The sequence below is a fragment of the Bradyrhizobium genosp. P genome, assembly GCF_049949265.1.
In the GTDB taxonomy this organism is placed as follows: domain Bacteria; phylum Pseudomonadota; class Alphaproteobacteria; order Rhizobiales; family Xanthobacteraceae; genus Bradyrhizobium.
In genome coordinates this window covers 9,919,589-9,941,418 of record NZ_CP188195.1, presented here as the reverse complement: position 1 = coordinate 9,941,418, position 21,830 = coordinate 9,919,589, and the positions used below count along the sequence as shown (strand labels likewise).

25 protein-coding genes are annotated in these 21,830 nt (G+C 63.4%); 19 read left to right on the top strand and 6 right to left on the bottom strand.

Features of this window, described 5'->3' with window-relative positions:
* Positions 1 to 1,228 precede the first annotated feature (1,228 nt).
* A complete protein-coding gene (gene rpsT / locus ACP2YO_RS47780; RefSeq protein ID WP_426438062.1) occupies positions 1,229 to 1,495 on the bottom strand; it encodes a 30S ribosomal protein S20 in 267 nt (88 codons plus the stop codon).
* A 371-nt stretch (positions 1,496 to 1,866) separates the two neighbouring features.
* On the opposite strand from rpsT, the gene ACP2YO_RS47775 reads away from it, so the two are divergent.
* The 3 genes from ACP2YO_RS47775 to ACP2YO_RS47765 all read left to right on the top strand — a co-directional run bounded on the left by ACP2YO_RS47775 (position 1,867) and on the right by ACP2YO_RS47765 (position 3,826).
* Entirely contained in the window at positions 1,867 to 2,184 is a 318-nt protein-coding gene (locus ACP2YO_RS47775; protein ID WP_426438061.1) for a hypothetical protein, read from the top strand.
* A gap of 119 nt (positions 2,185 to 2,303) precedes the next feature.
* Positions 2,304 to 2,960 carry a peptide-methionine (S)-S-oxide reductase MsrA gene (msrA, locus tag ACP2YO_RS47770; protein WP_426438060.1) on the top strand — a complete coding sequence of 219 codons (657 nt, stop codon included), beginning with the start codon at positions 2,304 to 2,306 and terminating at the stop codon, positions 2,958 to 2,960.
* 161 nt (positions 2,961 to 3,121) lie between these two features.
* Positions 3,122 to 3,826, top strand: coding sequence for a polysaccharide biosynthesis/export family protein (locus ACP2YO_RS47765; RefSeq protein ID WP_426443496.1), 705 nt, complete (start codon positions 3,122 to 3,124; stop codon positions 3,824 to 3,826).
* 154 nt (positions 3,827 to 3,980) lie between these two features.
* On the opposite strand, the gene ACP2YO_RS47760 is transcribed toward ACP2YO_RS47765, so the two are convergent.
* The 3 genes from ACP2YO_RS47760 to ACP2YO_RS47750 all read right to left on the bottom strand — a co-directional run bounded on the left by ACP2YO_RS47760 (position 3,981) and on the right by ACP2YO_RS47750 (position 5,931).
* Complete coding sequence (locus ACP2YO_RS47760; RefSeq protein WP_426438059.1) at positions 3,981 to 4,655, bottom strand: dienelactone hydrolase family protein; 675 nt, start codon at positions 4,653 to 4,655, stop codon at positions 3,981 to 3,983.
* Between the two features lie 149 nt (positions 4,656 to 4,804).
* On the bottom strand, positions 4,805 to 5,146 hold the full coding sequence (locus ACP2YO_RS47755) for a hypothetical protein (protein ID WP_426438058.1): 342 nt from the start codon (positions 5,144 to 5,146) through the stop codon (positions 4,805 to 4,807).
* Complete coding sequence (locus tag ACP2YO_RS47750) at positions 5,143 to 5,931, bottom strand: alpha/beta fold hydrolase (protein WP_426438057.1); 789 nt, start codon at positions 5,929 to 5,931, stop codon at positions 5,143 to 5,145. The genes ACP2YO_RS47755 and ACP2YO_RS47750 overlap by 4 nt, the downstream gene beginning before the upstream one ends.
* 302 nt (positions 5,932 to 6,233) lie before the next feature.
* Between ACP2YO_RS47750 and ACP2YO_RS47745 the strand changes: the two genes are divergently transcribed.
* From ACP2YO_RS47745 to ACP2YO_RS47730, 4 genes are all read left to right on the top strand, one after another.
* Entirely contained in the window at positions 6,234 to 6,725 is a 492-nt protein-coding gene (locus tag ACP2YO_RS47745) for a (2Fe-2S)-binding protein (protein WP_426438056.1), read from the top strand.
* On the top strand, positions 6,722 to 9,004 hold the full coding sequence (locus ACP2YO_RS47740) for a molybdopterin cofactor-binding domain-containing protein (RefSeq protein WP_426438055.1): 2,283 nt from the start codon (positions 6,722 to 6,724) through the stop codon (positions 9,002 to 9,004). The genes ACP2YO_RS47745 and ACP2YO_RS47740 overlap by 4 nt, the downstream gene beginning before the upstream one ends.
* Positions 9,005 to 9,212: 208 nt before the next feature.
* Positions 9,213 to 10,307, top strand: coding sequence for an HD domain-containing phosphohydrolase (locus ACP2YO_RS47735; protein ID WP_426438054.1), 1,095 nt, complete (start codon positions 9,213 to 9,215; stop codon positions 10,305 to 10,307).
* A gap of 204 nt (positions 10,308 to 10,511) precedes the next feature.
* Positions 10,512 to 11,801, top strand: a complete 1,290-nt coding sequence (locus ACP2YO_RS47730) for a cytochrome P450 (protein ID WP_426438053.1) — start codon at positions 10,512 to 10,514, stop codon at positions 11,799 to 11,801.
* 102 nt (positions 11,802 to 11,903) lie between these two features.
* Here ACP2YO_RS47730 and ACP2YO_RS47725 read toward each other — a convergent pair whose 3' ends face one another.
* Together ACP2YO_RS47725 and ACP2YO_RS47720 are read right to left on the bottom strand one after the other, a co-directional pair.
* Entirely contained in the window at positions 11,904 to 13,484 is a 1,581-nt protein-coding gene (locus ACP2YO_RS47725) for an AMP-binding protein (protein WP_426438052.1), read from the bottom strand.
* 87 nt (positions 13,485 to 13,571) lie between these two features.
* A complete protein-coding gene (locus tag ACP2YO_RS47720) occupies positions 13,572 to 13,982 on the bottom strand; it encodes a VOC family protein (protein WP_426438051.1) in 411 nt (136 codons plus the stop codon).
* A gap of 228 nt (positions 13,983 to 14,210) precedes the next feature.
* Here ACP2YO_RS47720 and ACP2YO_RS47715 point away from each other — a divergent pair, with 228 nt between their 5' ends.
* From ACP2YO_RS47715 to ACP2YO_RS47660, 12 genes are all read left to right on the top strand, one after another.
* Complete coding sequence (locus ACP2YO_RS47715; RefSeq protein WP_426438050.1) at positions 14,211 to 15,182, top strand: Bug family tripartite tricarboxylate transporter substrate binding protein; 972 nt, start codon at positions 14,211 to 14,213, stop codon at positions 15,180 to 15,182.
* A gap of 234 nt (positions 15,183 to 15,416) precedes the next feature.
* Positions 15,417 to 15,620 carry a DUF3551 domain-containing protein gene (locus ACP2YO_RS47710; RefSeq protein ID WP_426438049.1) on the top strand — a complete coding sequence of 68 codons (204 nt, stop codon included), beginning with the start codon at positions 15,417 to 15,419 and terminating at the stop codon, positions 15,618 to 15,620.
* 178 nt (positions 15,621 to 15,798) lie between these two features.
* Positions 15,799 to 16,266 carry an ArsR/SmtB family transcription factor gene (locus ACP2YO_RS47705; protein WP_426438048.1) on the top strand — a complete coding sequence of 156 codons (468 nt, stop codon included), beginning with the start codon at positions 15,799 to 15,801 and terminating at the stop codon, positions 16,264 to 16,266.
* Complete coding sequence (locus ACP2YO_RS47700) at positions 16,266 to 16,607, top strand: SRPBCC family protein (protein WP_426438047.1); 342 nt, start codon at positions 16,266 to 16,268, stop codon at positions 16,605 to 16,607. Before ACP2YO_RS47705 ends, ACP2YO_RS47700 begins: the two co-directional genes overlap by 1 nt.
* A gap of 22 nt (positions 16,608 to 16,629) precedes the next feature.
* Positions 16,630 to 17,367 carry a DUF899 domain-containing protein gene (locus ACP2YO_RS47695; protein ID WP_426438046.1) on the top strand — a complete coding sequence of 246 codons (738 nt, stop codon included), beginning with the start codon at positions 16,630 to 16,632 and terminating at the stop codon, positions 17,365 to 17,367.
* A gap of 178 nt (positions 17,368 to 17,545) precedes the next feature.
* Positions 17,546 to 18,163 (top strand): hypothetical protein, encoded by a 618-nt coding sequence (locus ACP2YO_RS47690; protein WP_426438045.1) that lies wholly within the window; start codon positions 17,546 to 17,548, stop codon positions 18,161 to 18,163.
* Positions 18,150 to 18,530: a transcriptional regulator gene (locus ACP2YO_RS47685; protein ID WP_426438044.1), complete on the top strand. Its 381-nt coding sequence runs from the start codon at positions 18,150 to 18,152 to the stop codon at positions 18,528 to 18,530. Before ACP2YO_RS47690 ends, ACP2YO_RS47685 begins: the two co-directional genes overlap by 14 nt.
* 33 nt (positions 18,531 to 18,563) lie before the next feature.
* Positions 18,564 to 19,301: a di-trans,poly-cis-decaprenylcistransferase gene (locus ACP2YO_RS47680; RefSeq protein WP_426438043.1), complete on the top strand. Its 738-nt coding sequence runs from the start codon at positions 18,564 to 18,566 to the stop codon at positions 19,299 to 19,301.
* A gap of 146 nt (positions 19,302 to 19,447) precedes the next feature.
* Positions 19,448 to 19,852: an aminoacyl-tRNA deacylase gene (locus ACP2YO_RS47675; protein ID WP_426438042.1), complete on the top strand. Its 405-nt coding sequence runs from the start codon at positions 19,448 to 19,450 to the stop codon at positions 19,850 to 19,852.
* A 54-nt stretch (positions 19,853 to 19,906) separates the two neighbouring features.
* Positions 19,907 to 20,062 carry a response regulator gene (locus tag ACP2YO_RS47670; protein WP_426438041.1) on the top strand — a complete coding sequence of 52 codons (156 nt, stop codon included), beginning with the start codon at positions 19,907 to 19,909 and terminating at the stop codon, positions 20,060 to 20,062.
* Between the two features lie 97 nt (positions 20,063 to 20,159).
* Positions 20,160 to 20,309, top strand: a complete 150-nt coding sequence (locus tag ACP2YO_RS47665; RefSeq protein ID WP_426438040.1) for a hypothetical protein — start codon at positions 20,160 to 20,162, stop codon at positions 20,307 to 20,309.
* Between the two features lie 173 nt (positions 20,310 to 20,482).
* Positions 20,483 to 21,712, top strand: a complete 1,230-nt coding sequence (locus ACP2YO_RS47660) for a threonine ammonia-lyase (protein ID WP_426438039.1) — start codon at positions 20,483 to 20,485, stop codon at positions 21,710 to 21,712.
* Positions 21,713 to 21,830: the final 118 nt, after the last annotated feature.

The following is a 21,830-nucleotide window of genomic DNA, read 5'->3' as shown; positions in this document are numbered from 1 at the left end:
TGCCTTCGTACTTCTTCCAGACTGAGAGATGGATGTTGTTGCGAAACTGCCCTGCAGATTTCCTGCCACGGCGTGACCTTCAGCGGGCGCTGTCTGCTCCGGACATGGATCTCCCGTTCGGCGACAATGCGCCGTCGGCCAGATCAGTGGTTTGGAGAAGGAGCGTCCCGCGAGGTCAGCGCGTACTCGACGGTCTCTGCGGGTAAGAGCCGATGTCCGAGGGGGCGATTACGGCACCATTTGAAATCTGCGTTCCAGCTGTCGTGCCGGCTGTCGTGGCGTCGACTGCAGTGATGATGATTCCGTAAATCATACGTCCTCCCCCTCTCGCCGCGACGGATCGCGGCAAGCTATCAGCTTGCTTGTGTCTTCAAAATTCGATCTGCCGCTACCGAACACCGAAATGTCCGGCGGCTGCGCCGCCGCGTGTCTTCCTCAACCCGTCCACTCGCTCCGCGTTCCGCATCGCTAAACTCTGACAATCATTCCTGGTCTCTCTTGTTCGTTGCACCCGAAGAGCCGGGGGCAGCGCCGGAGAAATTTAGACACAGGTCAACCGTCCTCATATCGCTATGAGTTGTCAATCTAGCTTCGCTTGGAGAGCGTCATTTAACGCGCATACCGCCGCCGATTTGCGCGTCCGCCCCTGGGTCTCAAACCGCGCTGATCTGGAGAGCCGAGGGCGTCGCGGACAAGCAAATAAATACACCAAGGGAATTTTCTGACAATCCGTGGATTCGACGGAGATGGCGACTCTTCGCAACTGTTGCGATGCTGCAAATGCGGAGTCGAGAAAGCAAGTTTTTGAATCCGTGCACAGATTCGCTGATGTCACAAACCACGGTGCAATAGCAAAAAATTTTCATAAATTATTTACGTTTGCTCTTGCGACGGTCGTTTTTCCAATCGCTGTCGAGCGCTATGTGCATAAGTAACTCGCGAAGCGTGATTTTTCACGATTACTTTCGCAGGGTAACTCCTCGCCTCTCAATTCTCGCTGCAACAGCGCCGCACTATTCCACTTGGGTTGCTTAGCGCGAGATCATCGACGTGCGAGTTTACCGTACCAAACGAATTGCATCCGGTAGAACTACGGACAAGGCGAACCATGACACGCAGTCCGTCGCGCAGCAACGACACGAGTCTCGCGAGATAAAACTAGTCCACTGCAAAAAACAAAAAGCCCGGCTTGCGCCGGGCTTCGTGACGATTGTTCTGTTTCGTTAGCTTACTTCGCGAGCTTCGCGATCTGATGCGAAAGGCGCGACACCTTCCGGCTCGCTTGATTCTTGTGAACGATGTTGCGTTGCGCTGCCTTCATCAGTTCGGGTTCCGCATGCGTCATCGCCTTCAAGGCCGCGTCGCGATCACCGCGCTTGATCGCCTCCTCGACGGTACGGACCGCGCCGCGCATTTGGGTGCGGCGCGACTTGTTGACGATGGTGCGGCGGGCAATCTTGCGGGCCGCCTTCTTGGCGGAAGTGGTATTGGCCATGGTCTCAACTGTCCTTCGGCGGTGATCGCTCGGTGGTCGGGCTGGCGCGCACCGGCCGGTTCAAATCTCTTACTCGGGTGTATTGTCCAAGGGTGTTCTTCAAGGGTGTTCTTGAGGCGGCCATGCCAGGGAGCGAAACCATGCTTCCACATGCGGCGCTGTCCAAAGAACAGCGGCGGCAGGATTGCGCCCGCCGCCATTGGCCGGTCTTATAGATGGCTGAGCTTGCAGCGTCAACGCTTTCCGGACCCTAAAAGGGTCCGAAATTGAGCCTGCAATGGCCGGATAAGGTGCTGAAGAGGTTGAATTTCCGGGATGCGCCCGGTAAGGGCTGGCGGCGCGTGGGGCGCGACAGGGAATTTGGGTGACGCATGATCCGCGGTTTTTTCCGTCTGATCGGCCTTCTGCTGCTGGCCGGCGGATTCATCTTCATGGTCTACGACGGCGCCCGCTATGTCGCCGACCAGAGCCTGCGGTTCACCCGGTTCGGTCAGTTCTGGAATGACATCCACCAGTCCAGTCAGCAGGCGTTCCGCGTCTGGGTGGAGGGCCACGCGCCGTGGCTCTGGAACAGTGTGATCAGGGTCATCCTGGATCAGCCGGTGTTCGCTGTGCTGGGGATCGCCGGCATTCTGCTGATGATCCTGTTCCGGCCCCGCAAACCACTGATCGGCTACGACCGGGACTGACCGGCGGGGCAGCAAGTCGTCCGTAACGGGGCTGCTAATGCTTGCGTAAAGACATATATAGGTGAGGCCGGAGCGCAGGCAGTTGCCGCGCCGGCTAATGTCCCGCCTGGAGGTAATCCATGTTGTTCATGCGCAAGACCACCGCGTTGCCGAGCGCCGCCGAGGCGCTGCCGGGCCGCGCGACCCCGCTCCCGACCGCGACCACGCATTTCGTCAATGGCAGCAAGCTGACGCCGCCCTATCCGCAAGGCCTCGAGCAGGCGGTGTTCGGGCTCGGCTGCTTCTGGGGCGCGGAGCGCAAGTTCTGGGAGCTCGGCGACGGAATCTACACCACCGCGGTCGGTTACGCCGGCGGCCACACGCCGAACCCGACCTATGAAGAGGTCTGCTCGGGACGCACCGGCCACACCGAGGCGGTGCTGGTGGTGTTCGATCCGAAGAAGATTTCCTACGAGACGTTGCTGAAGACGTTCTGGGAGAACCACAACCCGACCCAGGGCATGCGCCAGGGCAACGACATCGGCACGCAGTATCGCTCCGCGATCTACACGTTTGGCGATGCGCAGCGCAAAGCCGCGGATGCGTCGAAGGCGATGTATCAGAAGGCGCTTGCCGCCAAGGGCCTCGGCGCCATCTCCACCGAGATCGCGCCATCCGGCGAATTCTACTTCGCCGAGGACTATCACCAGCAGTACCTCGCCAAGAACCCGGCGGGCTATTGCGGGCTCGGCGGCACCGGCGTGTCCTGCCCGATCGGCGTTGGCGTCACCGCCTGACCGCATTCTGTCTCGCAGGGGAGCCGGGCTCCGGCTTCCCTGACGATCTCCCCCGAAAACCGTTTGTTAACCATAACCGGTGCATGACTAGGACTGTCTCGCTTTGAGGGATGGCTCCGGTGCGGGTTGTGCACGCGTTACGATTGCCGATCACTGCTGTCATGATGGCGCTCGCATTGTCGGGCTGCATGAGCACGGCCGGTCCGGTCGCGGTCGGGCCGCAGGGTGATCCCGATTCCGTCGCTTACGGACAGACCTACGCGCCGGGTCCGGTCGCGGATGCAAGCGGCGGCGGCGGCGCGATCAGTGCGTTGCGCTCGGCTTTTGCCAGTTCGCCGGGCGGCTATGCCGGGGCGGCTGTTGCCCCGGTCGTCTACGCCGCGCCGGTTGAGCCGGCTCGTTACGACAATGCCTATCATCTCGATGCCGGCGACAGGCTGCGCGTCGTGGTCTATGGCCAGGAAGGCCTCACTAACACCTATGCGATCGACGCCGCCGGCTCGATCACGATGCCGCTGATCGGCTCGGTGCCGGCGCGCGGACGAACGCCAGCCGGCCTCGCCGGCGAAATCGCGGCAAAGCTGCGCAACGGCTTTATCCGCGAGCCGTCGGTGGCGGTCGAGATCGAGTCCTATCGCCCGTTCTTCATTCTCGGCGAGGTCGCCGCCCCCGGCCAATATCCCTACGTGCCCAATATGACGGTGGAGAGCGCAGTGGCGATTGCCGGCGGCTTCTCGCCGCGCGCCCGGCGCGACAGCGTCACGCTGACCCACACCGATGCGGGTGGCGCCGGCCGCTTCGCGGTGCCGATGGGCACGCCGATGAGCCCTGGAGACACCGTGTTCGTCGGCGAGCGCTGGTTCTGACGAAGGACAACGTCCTTCGTCATTCCGGGACGCGAATGAAATGAGCGAACTACGATGTGCAATTGCATATCGGAGAATCTCGAGATTCCCCGATGCGCAATTGCGCATCTGAGGTCTGGTGCTAGCGCACCATCCCGGAATGACGCTTGCTGCGTCACTTTTTCAAATGCTTCGCAAAGAACTCCAGGCTGCGCGGCCAGGCGATGTCGGCGCTCGCCTTGTCGTAGCTGGCGCGCTCGTCGCAATGGAAGCCGTGCTGGGCACCGGGATAGATGAAGACCTCGACCTCGGGCCGCTTCGACTTGATGGTCTCGACATCGCTCAAGGGAATGCCGGCGTCCTTCTCGCCAAAATGCAGCTGCGTCGGCACGGTCGGCTTGTCGTCGGCAAAGCGCACGACGGCGCCGCCGTAATAGCCGATGGCCGCCGAGAGACCGGTCAACTTGGTCGCGGCCGCGTAGGCGATGCTGCCGCCGAGGCAGAAGCCGATGATGCCGACCGGCCCGACCGATTTCACCGCGTCGATCGCGGCCTGGGTGTCCCGCAGCATCGCGGCCCAGTCCGGATTGGCGACAAATTTTCGCGCGTTGGCGATCTCATCGGGCGAGTAGCCGCTCTGGAAACCCGGCTCGATGCGGTCGAAGATCGACGGCGCGACGGCGACATAGCCTTCCTTCGCCAGCCGGTCGCAGACCGAGCGGATGTGGTGATTGATGCCGAAAATCTCCTGGATCACCACAACAGCGCCCTTGGGCGCGCCGGCAGGATCGGCGCGATAGGCGCCGAGTTCAAAACCGTCCGAAGCGGTGAGCTTGATATCTTGTCCCATGGGTCATCCCATTCTTCTTGGTCGTTGCATGAAGAATATTGGCGAAGGCCGATGACGAAGCTAAAGCTAATGTCTTGAGCATGATCTCCGCGCAAACGCTTCGCGTTTGTCGCGAGGGAAAATCGGTTCCCACTTTTCCGGATCATGCTCTATCGCCACATCCAGTTCTCACCCCAGTCGCCCTTCCAGCCGGCCAGCCCGCCCTTGCGGAATTGCAGATAGAGCCGGTCATGGTGCGGGAACAGACCGCTGCCGCCGAGGTCGCGGAAGGTCAGGAATATCTCCTCGCCCGGTCGTCCGCTGACATAGGTGAGGGGCGTGTCGAGCGCGCGCTGGGCCTCGTCGACGCCCATGCCGTACGCCAGCGGCGTGTTGTTCGACAGCGTCGCGTTGAAGGAACTGGCCTTGCCGCCGAACGGCGGCAGGCGCTCGGCGTGGGCGGCTGCCGTCAGGCCGGTGGCCAGCAGCAAGGCAATGATGCCCGGCTTCATGATGCGGTCTTTCCCGGCACGTCGGCCGCAAGACCATCGAGGAACGGCAATACAGCATCGATGAAGGCCTGCGGCTGATCGATGTTGACGGCGTGACCCGCGTTCGGGATCACCGCCTTCTGCGCGCCGGGAATTTTCGCAGCCATATAATCGGAGGCTGCCAGGAACGGGGTGTCGTCGGCGCCGACCACGACCAGTGACGGCACCCGGATGTCGGGCAGCGATTCGATCACCCGCGCGTCGCGCTGCGCCAGCATGCCGCGGGCGGCGAGCGCGAGGCCCCTGGCGTTACGATGCGTGACCGACGCGCGCTCCGCGCTCAGGGTCTTCAGCATCTCCAGCCCTTCGCGGTCGAACCGGTCGCCGGTGTCGTGGGCGCGCTTGTTCCAGGTCTCACGGGCATCGTCCTTCTTGAATCCCGGCCCGGTGTCGATGATCAGCAGCGCGCGCACCCGCTCCGGATGTGCGCGATGGAAGGCAAGCGACATGTATCCGCCGAGCGACAGGCCGCCGACGATCGCCTGGTCGGCGCCGACCGCGTCGAGCAGCGCGGCGATATCGCGGACCGTCAGGGCCTCGCTGTAGGCGCCGGGATCCTCGGGATAGTCAGACAGGCCGTGGCCGCGCATGTCCCACAGCACGAGCTTGTGCTGCTTCGACAGCGCCGCGATCTGGCCCTGCCACATCGCCGAGGTCGAGGAATAGCCGTGGGTGAGAATCAGCGGCGGCCCGCTGCCGTAGACTTCGTAGTGGATGTTGACGCCGTCACGGTCGAGCTTGGCCATTCGCGGGCTCCTTCTTGTCTCGATGTCCTGTTTGTCGATGTCCTGTTCGGCAGCGCTACCGACCTTGGTAGGAGCTATCGATAAGGCATCAATAGAGGCATTTCAAAAGCTTCATGCAATTGCCGCAGCGCACAACAGGCATGTCAGGAAATTTATTGTCTTCGAACGGTTCCAAATTGAATTGCCTCCAAGCGGTAACCGGATCATTGTCCCGGCAACTGCCGCTTACCCGGTGGGCGCCAGCCGTGACCCAACAGTGAGTTGCCGCCGTAAGCGGCTTCATACACCGGAAGGGGAGAGAGATGGCGAATCTCAATATCAACGGACGGAATATGTCCGTCGAGGCGGCGAACGATACGCCGCTGCTTTGGGTCATCCGCGAGCAATTGCAGATGACCGGTACCAAGTTCGGATGCGGCGCGGGTCTCTGTGGCGCTTGCACGGTCCACCTCAACGGCGAAGCGGTGCGGTCCTGTCAGACCTCGGTTGCTGACGCCGTGGGCAAGAAGATCACCACCATCGAAGGGCTCTCCGCCAAGGGCGATCACCCCTTGCAGAAGGCATGGATCGCCGAGCAGGTCCCGCAATGCGGCTACTGCCAGTCCGGCCAGATCATGCAGGCGGCTTCGCTGCTGTCGAAGAATTCCAATCCGACCAAGGAGGAAGTGGTCGCTCACATGGACGGCAATCTCTGCCGTTGCATGACCTATTCGCGGATCCAGAAGGCGATCATGCGCGCCGCCGCCGATATGCGCACGGCATCGGCTACCGGCAGCGAGCGGAGGCCCACATGAATACGCACGTGAAAACCCCTCACGGCACACAAGCCGATCTCAGCCGCCGTTCCTTCCTGGTCGGCACCGCAGCAACCGGCCTCGTGCTGGGTTACGCCGCCGTTCCCGGTATCGATCAGGCGCTCGCCGCGCCGGCAAACTTCGAGCCGAGCGTGTGGTACGCGATCGCCCCCGATGGTCTCGTCACCGTGACCTGCGGCAAGGCCGACATGGGCCAGCACATCGCCTCTACGATGGCGCAGATCGTCGCCGAAGAGCTCGGCGCGTCCTGGAAGGACATGCGGGTCCAACTCGCCTCCAACGATCCGAAGTTCAACGATCCCGTGCTCGGTGCGCAGATCACCGGCGGCAGCTGGTCGACGATGATGAACTTCGATGCGATGAGCCGCGCAGGCGCTGCTGGCCGCATGGCATTGACTGAAGCGGCCGCGGCCGCGATGGGCGTGCCGGCCAGCGAGCTGGTGGTCCGTGATTCCACGGTCAGCCATCCGAAGTCGAAGAAGTCGATGTCGTTCGCCGATGTGGTGAAGAGCGGCAAGGCGACCAAGACCTTCACGGCGGACGAGCTGAAGGCCATCAAGCTCAAATCCGCCGACCAGTACACGCTGATCGGCGTCTCGGTGCCGCAGATCGACATCCCCTCCAAGACCAACGGCACCGCGAAGTACGGCATCGACGTCATGCTGCCGGGCATGGTGTACGGCGCCGTGGTGACCCCGCCGGTGCGCTATGGCGCGACGGTGAAATCGGTCGACGATAGCGCGGCCAAGAAGGTGCCGGGCTTCATCAAGGCCGTGACGCTGGACGACAAGACCGCAACCACGACCGGTTGGGTAGTCGCGGTAGCGAACACCTATTCCAACGCCCGCAAGGCGGCGGATGCGCTGAAGATCGCCTATGACGGCGGTCCGAATGCGAAGCTGTCGAGCGAGTCGCTGCAGACCGAAGCCAGGCGGCTTCAGGCAGAGACCGATTCCGGCCAGTTCTTCGTCAAGGACGGCGATCCGAACGCCGCCTTCGGCACGGCGGCCAAGGTGTTGGAAGCGGAATACACCACCAGCATCAACATCCATGCGCCGATGGAGCCGATGAACGCCACCGCGGAGTTCAAGGGCGAGATCCTGCACATCTATTCCGGCAACCAGTTCGCGACGCGCTCCGGCGCGATCGCAGCCGGCGCAGCCGGGATCGATCCGAAATACGTCGTGATGCACCAGATGTGGCTGGGGGGCGGCTTCGGCCGGCGTCTCGACGCCGACATGATGGTGCCGGCGGTGCAGGCGGCCAAGGCCACCGGCAAGCCGGTCAAGGTGATCTACACGCGCGAGAACGACATGACGATGGATTTCTCGCGTCCGCTCACCTACCAAAAGGTGAAGGCCGGCATGGATGGCGATGGCAAGCTCGTCGCGCTCAGCCACGACGTGGTTTCGGCCTGGCCGACCCAACGCTGGGGCATCCCCGATTTCCTGTCGCCTTCGGTCGACAAGAAGGGGCCGCTCGACGCCTTCACGGTCAACGGTGCGGACTTCTTCTACACCGTGCCCAACCACTATGTGCGAGCGATCAAGAACGAGATGGCGCACAACGCCACCCCGTCGGGTCAGCTTCGTTCGGTGGCCCCGGGCTGGACCTTCTGGGCGATCGAAAGCGCGATCGACGAGATCGCGCATGCGACCGGCAAGGATCCGGCGCTGTTCCGCGTCGAGCTGCTCGACGGCAAGGGCAAGAACGACGGTGGCGCGCAGCGGCTGCGCAACACGCTGCTCGCCGCGATCGGCCTTGCCGGCTACGGCACCAAGAAGCTGCCGAAAGGTGAAGGCATGGGCGTCGCCTGCGTGTCATCGCAGGAGCGCGCCACTGCCAGCTGGACCGCTTGTGTCGCCCATGTCGCGGTCGCGCCATCGGGCGAGGTGACGGTGAAGAAGCTGACGGTTGCGACCGATGTCGGCACGCAGGTGCATCCCGACAATATCCGTGCCCAGGTCGAGGGTGCGGCGCTGTGGGGCATGTCGCTGGCGCTGTTCGAGAAGGCGACGTTGAAGGACGGCGGCATCGAGCAAACCAACTTCGACACCTACACGCCGTTGCGGATGAGCCAGATGCCGGAGGTTACCGTCAACGTCATCGCCAATGGCGAGAAGGCGACCGGTGTCGGCGAGCCCGCGGTGACGGTGGTGGCGCCGGCGATCGGCAATGCCATCTTCAACGCGGTCGGCGCCCGCATCCGCGCGCTGCCGATCACGGCGGATGCCGTCAAGGCTGCAATGAAGGCATAACCGGCTTCCGCCTCATCAAAAATAGTGATCCGCCGGAGATTTCCTCCGGCGGATTTTTTTTCGGCCGGGCCTGATTTTGCTGCAGGATTTCGCGGTTCCTCAAATTGTATCCATTCTGCTCAACCGCCGTTCAGCATCCCCATTAAGCCGGAGGGAACCCCTCGTCGGTTAAGCGTGGACCGTCGGTTGTTACCGCGACGGGGATTTCATGACCGCCTTAGCCAACAAGACTTCGAAGCGCCGCCTGCTGCTGGCGTCGGACCGAAGCGATCAGAGCAACGAGCTCGCCAGCATCCTGCGGTCGGTGGGCGAGGTCGATACCATCCTGACGTCGGAAATTCCGGAGCAGCCGGCGCGCGATCTCTCCGGCATCGTGGTCGATATCAACCTGCGCTCGCCTGAAAGCGTGCAACTGGTCCGCGCCAAGCTGCAGGCCGAGGCCTATCGAGAGATGCCGCGGCTGTTCGTGCTGGCGGACGCGCTGCACCACGCCTCGATGCAGGCCTGGGCGCTCGGCGCCACCGACACGATCTCGCGGCCGTTCGACGCGCGCGGCATCCTGCAGCGCATCCGCGCCGCGTTCCCCGACGACAGCGGCTTTGATGAGACCGATCGCGGCAAGGCACTCAACCGCGGCGTCGAGGCCGCGCATGGAGTGATGGTCAAGATGTTCGAGCGGATGCGCGCCGGCGAGCCGCTGAAGTTCGATGATATCGTCACCGCCGAAAACAAGATCCTCAAGGCGATCAAGCACAATTCGCTGCGCGAATGGCTAACCGCCGTCGGCTGCCATCACGTCGAGACCTATCGGCATTGTCTGTTCGTGACCGGCTTTGCGGTGGCGTTCGCGCAACATCTCGGCATGCGTGAAGACGACCAGCGCCGGCTCGCCCGCGCCGCACTGCTGCATGATGTCGGCAAGGCCTTCGTTCCGGTCGCGCTGCTCGACAAGCCCGGCGCACTGACGGTCGAGGAAATGACTGAGATGCGCGAGCATCCCCGCCGCGGCTACGAGGCGCTGTCGGCGCAGGGCGGCTTCCCGCCGGAAATGCTCGACGTGATCCTGCACCACCACGAATTCCTCGATGGCACCGGTTATCCCAACGGCCTCGACAGCGACGAGATCAGCGACATCGTCCGCGTCACCACCATCGTCGACGTCTACGCCGCGCTGGTGGAGAAGCGTGCCTACCGGCTGCAGTTCACCCATGCCAAGGCGTTCTCCATCATGGAAGAGATGAGCGGCAAGCTCGACCCGCAATTGCTGCAGGCCTTCCGCCCGGTGGCGTTCGGGCATTATTGAGCTCTCCCCCTCCGTCATTGCGAGGAGCGCAGCGACGAAGCAATCCATCTCTCCATGCGGTGGATAGATGGATTGCTTCGCTTCGCTCGCAATGACGGAAAGGGCGGTTCCAGCCATTCAACGCAAGTCCCTGTCCTTACCACCGCCTAGATTTCGGCGATCATCGGCACGCGACCGATCGACAACCGGCGGCGAGGACGACCCATGGATACGACAGCGACCGGGAATCCCGACATCCCCGCCGACATCGCGGCCACCCTGGTCGATCCGGCGGCCTATGCCGACCACCGCATCCACGACAGCTATCGCTGGCTCCGCGCCAACAATCCGCTCGGCATCGCGCGGCCCGAACGGTTCGATCCGTTCTGGGTGGTGACGAAGCACGCGCATATCCAAGCCATCAGCCGGCAGAATGAGCTGTTCCACAACGCCGACCGTCCGACCACGCTGACGAATCAGGCGGTCGAGCAGCGGGTCCGCAAGATCACCGGCGGGCCCAATCTGGTCCGCTCGCTGGTGCAGATGGACGCGCCGGACCATCCGAAATATCGCGCGCTGACGCAGGGCTGGTTCATGCCGGCCAATCTCGGCAAGTTCGAGGGCCGCGTCCGCGAGATCGCGCACGCCACGGTGCAGCGCATGCTCGACAAGGGAGGAGCCTGCGATTTCGTCGCGGATGTCGCGCTCGGCTATCCCCTGCATGTCATCATGGAGATCCTCGGCGTGCCTGAAGCCGACGAGCGGCGCATGCTCAGGCTGACGCAGGAGTTGTTCGGTCCGCAGGATCCCGATACGGCACGCAGCCGCGAGGCGCTGGGCGCGGAACAGTTTTCCGCGATGATGCAGGCGGTCGTTGCTGACTTCTCGGCCTATTTCCGCGGCATCACGGAGGATCGCCGCCGCAATCCGCGTGACGATCTCGCCACCGTGATCGCCAATGCCAGGATCGGCGGCGACTACATGCCCGAGCACGACGCCACCAGCTATTACATGATCGTCGCGACCGCGGGCCACGACACCACGTCGTCCTCGACCGCCGGCGCGATCTGGGCGCTGGCGGAAGACCCCGCGGAATTCACCAAGGTGAAGGCCAATCCGGAGCTGATTCCGGGGCTCGTCGACGAGGCGATCCGATGGATGACGCCGGTCAAGCATTTCATGCGCTCGGCCACCGCCGATACCGAACTGGGCGGCCGCAGTATTGCGAAGGGCGACTGGCTGATGCTGTGCTATGCGTCAGGCAATCGCGACGAGGAGGTGTTCGAAGACCCCGATCGCTTCCGCAGCGACCGCAAGCCCAATCGCCACGTCGCGTTCGGCTATGGCGCGCATCTGTGCCTCGGCCAGTATCTGGCAAAGCTCGAAATGCGCATCCTGTTCGAGGAGCTGCTGCCGCGGCTGAAATCGCTGTCGCTCGACGGCGAGGTGAAGATGACGCAGGCCTATTTCGTCAACGGCCCGAAGAAGCTGCCGATCCGGTTCGAGGTGAATTGACGGCTCCGTCATTGCGAGCGAAGCGAAGCAATCCATGGCTCCGCGTACGGGGAAGCATGGATTGCTTCGTCGCTTCGCTCCTCGCAATGACGAGGACAGAATTTACTCCAGCATCTTGCGCAGCTCCGCCTTCGCCACCTTCTCCAGGGTCGAGCGCGGCATCTCGTCGACGAAGCGGATTTCTCTGGGCAATTTGAAGTCGGCGAGCGCGGAGCGGCAGGCGATCATCACGTTGTCGTGCAGGTCGGCCGGCAATGCCGCCACGCCGGCGTGCGGGATGATGAAGACCACCGGCACCTCGTCCAGCATCGGGTGCTTCTTTGCCACCACCGCGGCCTCGCGCACGCCTGACACCATCGCGATCACTTGCTCGATCTCGGACGCCGCGACATTCTCGCCGCCGACCTTCAGCATGTCCTTGGCGCGGTCGCCGAACTTGATGTAGCCGCAGTCGAGCAGTGTGACGCGGTCGCCGGTGATGAAATAGCCGTGCTCGTCGAAGCTTTCGCGGGTGGCCTTCTCGTTGTGCAAATATTCGGCGAACAGCGACAGGCCCGGAATGCCCTTGATCACGAGATTGCCGGTCTCGCCGATGCCGGTCGGCGCGCCGTCTTCGCCGGTGACGCGGATCTCGTACTCCGGCGCGGCGCGGCCGATCGACATCGGCGGGTTGGGCTGGTCGACCTCGCCGATGATGCCGTGGGTAATGGTCTCGGTCATGCCCCACCAGCCGATGATCTTGACGCCGAACACCGCAAACGCCGGCGGGTCATTCACCGCGGTGCCCCAGAGCCGGAACTTGTGGTCCTTGGGGACCTCCTGCTCGAGCAGCGCCTTCATGCAGAACGGGATCGTCGAGGTCCAGGTGCAGCCATGCTCCAGCGCCGCCGGCCAGAAGCGGCTTGCGGAGAAGCGCGGCTGGATCACACAGGAGCCGCCGACCCACAGCGTTGCGAGCATCGAATAGGCCAGCGCGTTGGTGTGGAACAGCGGCAGGTAAGCCTGGTACACGTCTGTTGCGTGCAGGTCCTGATGCGCGGCATTGATCTTGGCGCCCCACAAGGCGTTCGCATGCGTCCACAGCACCGCCTTCGGCCGCGACGTCGTGCCGGAGGTGTATTGCACGCTGCAGGGTGCGAGCGGATCGGTCGGGCGACGTGGCCGGTCGACGCTATCCGCAAACAACGATTCAAAATTGTCGCCGCGCGATGGCGGCTGCGCGGGCGCTTGCCCCGCGTCATGCGAGGTCACAGCCACCCAGCGCAGATCCTTGCAGCTGGTCGCGATCAGTTCGGCATAGGCCGGCTGGGTGATCGCGGCGACTGCGCCGCAATGTCCCGCAAAATACTCGATCTCGGCGGCCGCCGAGCGGGTGTTGGTGGTGACGGCGATGGCGCCGAGCTCGACGCAGGCGAACCACGACAGGAGAGCCTCGATGCAATTGTCGAGGTGGATCAGGACATAGTCGCCCTGCCGGATGCCGCGCTTGGCAAGTCCGGCCGCCAGCGCGCCGACCCGCTCATGGAATTCGCCGTAGGTCCAGCGCCGCGCCGGCGCATCGAACGGTGCCCAGATCAGGAACGGATGATCGCGGCGCACCTCGGCGCGCATCCGGAGCAGCCAGGGCACGTCGAGCCCTGCAAACGGTCCGACGCTGCCTGGCGCTGCCTTCGAATTGGTCATATGTCCTCCCGTACAGCTTCAGGGCTGCTTGCTTGTTGTCGGGAGACCTTGTGCCATCGGATTGCGCGGTGGGCAAATCGTCAGCGGTCACTCCGCATACGACGAAATCTCGATCAAACTCCCGTCCGGATCACGGCAATAGACCGAGCGCAGCGTGCCGCGGGCGCCCTGCCTGGCGACCGGACCTTCCTCGATCTTGACGCCGTTGGCCCTGAGATGCGCGACCACCTCCTCGGGCGTGCTCGAGGTCAGGAAGCAGAGGTCGTCGCTGCCGGCTGTCTCGTGATCCGCGGTGAACCACTCGACCTTGTCGGCATCCCGCGGCCGCACATTGATCTTCTGGTTGCCGAACATCAGCGAAGTCCGCGGCGTCTTGCCTGCGCCCGGATCGAACACTTTCACCTCCATGCCGAGGATCTTGCCGTACCATGCCACCGAGCGCGCGACGTCGGCGACATTGATCACGAGATGGTCGAGTGCGTTCACCTTGACTGTCATGATCGATCCTTTCGGTCTGGAGCGTTTTCGAGCGAAGTGGAAAACGCGTCAAAACAAGAACTCAAAGCTTTGGTTCTGATGCAATCGGAGCCGAAGCTTAGCCTTTCGTCGCGGTCGCCTGCGCTTGTGTCGCACTGGCCGCTTCCGGCTTTGTTTGTTAAAACGGCGGCGCACGCAATTCAACAGCAACGGGCAGGGGGCAAACCTGCCGCATCGGGGGCAAACTTCATGATTTCACGCCGCACTGCGCTGAGCCTGATCGGGTCGGGAATTTCGACATTCGTGATCGGCCGCGCGTCCGCAGCCGATTACCCGGCGCGGCCGGTGCGCTGGATCGTCGGCTATCCGCCGGGCGGCGCCACCGACATCATCGCGCGCCTGATCGGGCAGCGGCTGTCGGAGAGGATCGGGCAGCAATTTGTCATCGAGAACAAGCCGGGCGCCGGCAACAATATCGGCACCGAAGCTGCGATCAACGCCGAGCCCGACGGTTACACCGTGCTGCTGGTCAATCCGGCGAACTACATCAACGCCACGCTCTACACCAATCTGAAGTTCAGTTTCGTGCGCGACGTCGCGCCGGTCGCGTCCTTCAACCGCGTGCCAAACGTCATGACGGTCAGCAAGGACGTACCGGCCAAGACCGTCGCCGAGTTCATCGACTATGTGAAGGCCAATCCCGGCAAGGTGAACATGGCGTCCTCCGGCAACGGCACTTCGGTGCATCTCTCCGGCGAGATGTTCATGTCGATGACCGGCTGCAAGATGCAGCACGTGCCGTATCGCGGTGCGGCGCCCGCGATCACCGATATGCTCGGCGGCCAGGTGCAGGTGATCTTCGACAACATGCCGTCGATCATCGAGCATATCCGCTCCGGTTCGCTGCGCGCGCTCGGGGTGACGACCGCGGAGCGTTCCTCGCAACTGCCCGAAGTGCCGGCGATTGGCGAGACCGTGAAGGGCTATGAGGCGAGCGCGCTGTTCGGCATGGGGGCGCCGAAGAACACGCCGAAGGAACTCATCACCAGGCTCAACACCGAGGTCAACGCGGTACTAGCCGAACCCGCGATGCGGAAGCGGCTGGTCGAGCTTGGCGGCGATTCCTTGATTCAGGCGCCCGAGGCGTTCGGCAACGACATCAAGGCCGAGACCGATAAGTGGAAGAAGGTGGTCGAATTCGCCGGGCTCAAGGTCGAATAGGCTGCGTCCCGGCGTCTGATCGCGACGCTGCGGGATGATACAGCATCGCTCGAATTCGCCGGCAGCCGAATAAAATCGCACAATGGAAACATTACCTCGTGTGCCACGCTATCTCTTGCGGCGCCGCGAGAGGGGAAGACTCGATGATACGTCTATCGCGATTGATCGTGCTGGCCTTGGGAGCAGCAACGCTCACCAGTTTTGCAGGCGTCACTCCCACTCTGGCCGATCCTTATGATTACCCATGGTGCGCGCAGGGGGCCAAGTTTCGGCTATCCCGGTGAGTGCATGTATCAGACCTATGAACAATGCCCCGCAAGCGTGTCCGGCCGGTATCTCTCTTGCGGGGAAAACCCGCGCTTCCTGTTTCGTGAGCAGGCCCGAGCCCAGGCCCAGCCGCAGCCACGGCGGCGGCACCGGCACATCCACCGGCACTAGGTGCGTGATCGCGATTGGGTGAATGGGGCGTACGGATGCTGGACGGCCAGCATTCGCGTGAGCTTCCGGATGCTCTCTGATCGTATGGCTTTGATCGCATGGCTTTGATCCCATGGCATTGACGCGATCGTGAAGTCGCTGCCTTGACGACACACGGTTTGCGTCTATACTAAACCTCATGGTTAAGTATCAGAACGAAGCGCTGGACCGCACCTTCGCGGCGCTTTCCGACCCGACCCGCCGCGCCCTCTTGGCCCGGCTCGGTGAGCAGGAAAGCCTGTCGGTGAGCGAACTGGCCCAGCCGTTTGCGATCTCGTTGCCCGCAATCATGAAGCATCTCGACGTGCTCTCGGATGCCGGCCTGATCGCGCGCGAAAAGACTGGCCGCACGGTGGCGTGCCGGCTCACCGCCCGGCCGATGGAGCAGGCGATGAACTGGCTCAATCACTATGCGCAATTCTGGTCCGCCAACCTCGACCGCCTTGCCGCCTTTGTGGAGGACGACCCATGGTCAACAAATCGGCCAACAAATCCGCCGTCGCAACCGATGCCGGCCTCGCCGCGCGCCCCAGCCTCACCCTCACGCGACGTCTCCGCGCGCAGCCGGAAAAAGTCTACGCCGCGTGGACCGATCCGAAAAACCTAGTGCAGTGGTTCGGGCCGGCGGCAGCGCCCGGCACCGCGCGTGCCGAACTCGATGTTCGCATCGGCGGGCGTTATCGCATCAGCTTCAACAGCGCCGGCGGCGACTATCACGAGGTCGGCGGCATCTATCGCGAGGTGGTGCCGAATGAACGGCTGGTGTTCAGCTGGGCCTGGCATTCGACGCCGGAGCGGGAGTCGCTGGTGACGATCTCGATCAAGCCGGATGCCGGCGGCACGTTGCTCATCTTTCATCACGCCCAATTCGTCGACGAGACCGCCCGCGACAACCACGAGCGCGGCTGGAGCGAGTTCCTGACCAATTTGGAAAACTTCGTCGCCTGACCGGCAACAAGAGGAGCATGCCATGCAACAGCACAAGATCGTCTCGCGCGAAGCGTGGGTTGCGGCCCGCAAGGATCTCATGGCCCGCGAGAAACAGCTCACTCAGGCCCGCGAGGAACTGAGCCGGGAGCGCCGCGCGCTTCCCTGGGTCAAGGTCGACAAGGACTACGCCTTCGACGGACCGAGCGGCGCGGTCACGCTCGGCGATCTCTTCAAGGGCCGGCCGCAGCTCGTGGTGCAGCACGTCATGTTCGCGCCGGACTGGGACGCGGCCTGCAAGAGCTGCTCGTTCTGGGCCGACGGTCTCGAGCGCATGGTGCCGCACCTGGCCGCGCGCGACACCTCGGTGGTCGCGATCTCGCGCGCACCGCTGCCAAAGCTCGAAGCCTTCAGGCGTCGGATGGGCTGGACCTTCGACTGGGTCTCGTCGGGAAATAACGAATTCAACTACGACTACGTCGTCACCTTCACGCCGGAGCAGCTCAAGTCCGGCGCCACGCTCTACAATTACGGCACCACGCCGTTCGGCAGCGAAGAGGCGCCCGGAATCAGCGTGTTCTATCGCGATGGCGATGGAACAATCTTCCACACTTATTCCGCCTATTCGCGCGGTCTCGACATGATGAACGCCGCCTACCATTATCTCGACCTGACGCCGCTCGGGCGTCACGAAGAGGGGCTGCCCTACCCGATGGATTGGGTGCGGCTGCGTGATCAATACCAGCCGGCACCGGTTCAGGCATCTTGTTACCACGGCTGACGAACGCCGCGGCACGACGGCGGTTTGCACGCCGCATTCTTGCAGTATTCTCGCAGTTTTCTTGCAGTTTTCTTGCAGTAAACGACCGTTAAACATCTTGATGGGCACGCGGTGCGCCGCCGCTTGCCTTGTACTTGGTGAATCCGTATACTTTGTAATACAAAGTTCGGGCGAAAAGATGCGAGACCTCGACAAGGCGTTGGCTGATATCCTTGCGATCCGCAGCCAGATTGCGGCGGGAACCGCGTTCCGCGGCTATGGCCCGGCCACCGTCGCCGCCACCAGCGGCATCGCGCTCGTTACCGTGCTCGCGCAGCAGTCCTGGCTCGACGATCCCACCTCGCATCCGATTGCATTCCTCACCGGCTGGGCGGCCGCGGCGTTGCTGTCTGCCGTGCTGATATGGATCGAGATGCAGGCGCGCTCGCGGCGGCATCATTCCGGCCTCGCCGACGCGATGGTGCACCAGGCGATCGAGCAGTTTCTGCCTGCGGCGATTGCCGGCGTGCTGCTCGCGATCCTGCAATGGAAATTTGCGGCCGAGACGCTGTGGATGTTGCCGGGCCTGTGGCAGGTGCTGGTCAGCCTCGGTGTGTTTGCGTCGGTCCGCCTGCTGCCGCGCACGATCGCGTTTGGCGGTGCCTGGTATTTCCTGTCCGGCTTCACAGTGCTGTTGATCGCAAGCCAGACTCACGCGCTGTCACCCTGGACCATGGGGCTGCCGTTCGTGATCGGCCAGCTCCTGCTCGCCGCGCTGCTTTATTTCGCTTCCGGAGACAATGATGCCGAAGACTGACGTGCCTAGTGCGCCATTCGCCTATGACGGCCTCGACCGTGTCATCCACGAGAAGGCGCGGCTCGGACTGCTGACGTCGCTGATGGCCCATCCGAAGGGCCTTGCGTTCGCCGATCTCAAGCAACTCTGCGGCCTGACCGACGGCAATCTCAGCCGGCACTTGCAGGTGCTGCAGGAGGCGGGCCTTGTCGACGTCATCAAGGGCTATGAAGGCAATCGCCCGCACACCACCTGCCGGCTGACAAAATCCGGCCGTCGCCGCTTCCTCGACTATCTCGCCGTGCTCGAACAGCTGGTGCGCGATGCCGCGCAGGCCGCCGGCAAGGGCGCAGGCACGACCACGCGGCTCGGCATCCAGCCGGCCTGACCCCCACGCATTTTTTTGACTGGAGACTTTGTGATGCAAAGTAAGCTTTCGCCCGACCACGACGCCGCACTGCTGCATGTCGGCATCATCATGGATGGCAATGGCCGCTGGGCGACGCGGCGCGGCCTGTCGCGGCTGCGCGGACACGAGGCCGGAGTCGAGGCGATCCGACGCGTGGTCGAGGCGGCACCGGACCACGGCGTCGGCACGCTGACGCTTTACGCCTTCTCCAGTGATAATTGGCGGCGTCCGCGGGCCGAGGTCACCGCGTTGATGACGCTGTTGCGGTTCTATCTCGCCAGCGAGATCGACGCGCTGGTGCGCAACGGTGTCCGTCTCACCGTGATCGGCCGTCGCGACCGCTTGCCTGATGGCATCGCCAACGCCATCACGCGCGCCGAAGCCGCGACCGCTGATGGCACGACGCTTCATCTGCGCATCGCGATCGACTATTCGGCGCGCGATGCGATCCTGAACGCGGCCGTGCAGGCGGCGAGCACCGGTCCGCTCAGTCGCGAGGTCTTTGCCGACCTCATCACCGGCGAAACCGGATTGCGCGACGTCGATCTCATCATTCGCACCTCGGGCGAGAAGCGGCTGTCGGACTTCCTGCTCTGGGAAGGCGCCTACGCCGAGCTGCATTTCACCGAGCGGATGTGGCCCGAATTCGAAGCCGACGATCTCGCCGATGCGCTGTCCTCCTTCCATCGCCGCGAGCGCCGCTTCGGCGGGCTGACGGCGGTCGCACCGGAGGCGGTACCTAATCTATAGCGCAACGACCGCCACGACTGCGTAAGCGCATACCTCCGCGCACACTGGATAACTGCCGCTCGTGACTGGACGGCGGAGTCATCAGCGCGATAATTTCCGAATCGACTGCGCAGAATAAAAAGAACCGTGGCGGTCGAGGCGGCGAGTTGAGCATACAGGTTGCGATTCTAAAAGTTCTGGCCAGTCACGGCAGCGGTCGGGCCACGCTCGATTCCCTCAAGAACGATCTCGCAATTCTCTCATCGAGCGGTGCGGACTGGCAGGCGCGGATCAAGCGCCTGGCGTCGCGGGTTCCCGGTATCGACATCTTTGGCAACGGCTACGTGTTGCGTGACGCCGAGGGGTGGGAGATCACAGCGGCCGGACGCGCGTTCCTGTACTCGCTCGAAGCCATTACACAGGACAATCTGCCGCCCGAGCCGCCACCGGAGACTATCACACCCGCGCCGGGCGCGCTGATCGTGGTCGGTCACCGCTTCAGGAATCGCGCGCGGCCGCAACGCGGGCGCAGGGAACCCGGCCGCCGCCGGCCGCTCTTCGAGCAGCGCTGAACCTCGCAGCGTCAGGCGCGACCTAATCCAAGGGTATTGCTTCGGAGGTCACAAATGACTGCCTTGACTCAATCGATTGCACGCGCGTTTCCTGCCAATTCGCTTCAAATCAATGTCGTCCGGCATCTCCTGTTGCTCGCGCTTGCCGTCGTGGTCGTTGCGCTGCTCAGGGCAACCTATGGTCTCGATCTCAGCTGGGCTTTCTTTTAATCGCGCGGCGTTTTTCGGCTGCAAGTCATATTAGGTTAACCGGGCCGGGGTAGCTAAGCGCACGCTTACCCCATTTCGAACCTGGGCCGATCTTCCCATGGACAAGCCGATGCGCTGCCAGTGCGGCAGAACGCGAACTATTGTGCTCGACAGGCATTTCCGCACCGCGCTGGTATGCCCGAAATGTGATGAGATCGAGCGGGCCGAGCCGGTGAAGACAGAGGAAGAGGCGCTGATCGCGCGCTAGCACGGTCGTTTTCATCGGTAAAACACGACAAAGCGTTTTCGAGCGAAGTGGACGCCGGTTCGCGTGAAGAAAACGCGTCAAAACAAGAATCTGGAGCTTCGGTTCTGATTCAATCAGAACCGAAAATGCTCTAGGCTTCGTTCCTCCGAAACGGTCGAAAGCGAAGCCATCCGATGCCGCACCTTCCCGATACCGCCCAAGCCGCCGTGACGCTCGCCGATGTGCGCCGGGCCGCGGCTGTGATCCGCGACTCGGTCATGGTCACGGCGTGCAACGAAAGCCGCACGCTCGGCGACATCTGCGGCTGCCGCCTGTTCCTGAAGTTCGAGAACCTGCAGTTCACCGCGACCTTCAAGGAGCGCGGCGCGCTGAACCGCCTGCAGGCGCTGTCGGACGAGGAGCGCAGGCGCGGCATCATTGCGATGTCGGCCGGTAATCACGCCCAGGGCGTGGCCTATCATGCGAAACGGCTCGGCGTTCCTGCCACCATCGTGATGCCGAGCGGCACGCCGATGGTGAAGATCGAGAACACGCGGCGGCACGGCGCCGAGGTCATCATCACCGGGCAGACGCTGGAGGAGGCGGCCACCTTCGTCAGGGCGCATGCGGCCGAGCGCGGCCTGACCCTGATCCATCCCTATGACGATCCCTTGATCATTGCCGGTCAGGGCACGATCGGGCTCGAAATGCTCGAGGCGGTGCCTGAGCTGGACATGCTGGTGGTGCCGATCGGCGGCGGCGGGTTGATTTCCGGCATCGCGACGGCTGCGAAGGCGCTGAAGCCGTCGCTGCGCATCATCGGCGTGCAGGCACAGCTCTATCCGTCGATGTACAATGCCGTCAAAGGCGAGCAGCTGCCGATGCGTGGCGATACACTCGCCGAAGGCATCGCGGTCAAGGCGCCCGGGCAGATCACCACAAAAATCGTCCGCGACCTCGTTGACGACATCATGCTCGTCGGCGAGGATCAGATCGAGCGTGCGGTCGCAACCCTGATCTCGATCGAGAAGACGGTGGTGGAGGGCGCCGGCGCAGCGGGGCTCGCCGCGGTGCTGGCCGCGCCGGAACGCTTCGCCGGCCGCAATGTCGGCCTCGTGCTGACCGGTGGCAACATCGATACGCGTCTGATCGCCTCGGTCCTGACCCGCGAACTCGCGCGCGAGGGGCGCCTGACTCAGCTCGCGCTCGACATCGTCGACCGGCCCGGTCAACTCGCCGCGGTTTGCAATCTGCTCGCATCGGCCGGCGCCAACATCATCGAGGTCTCGCACCAGCGCACCTTCTCCGACCTGCCGGCGAAGGCGACGCTGCTGGAACTCGTCGTCGAGACCCGCGACCGCGCGCATCTGGAAGAGGTGCTGGCCAGGCTCGGCGCCGAGGGATTCGCAGTGAGGGAGACCTAAGCTGTCAGGCTCGACGCACTACTCTCCCCGTCATCCTGAGGCGCGAGCGGAGCGAGCCTCGAAGGATGAACGGCCCGGCTGGTGGCCGTGCATCCTTCGAGACGCGCGCAAGAGCGCT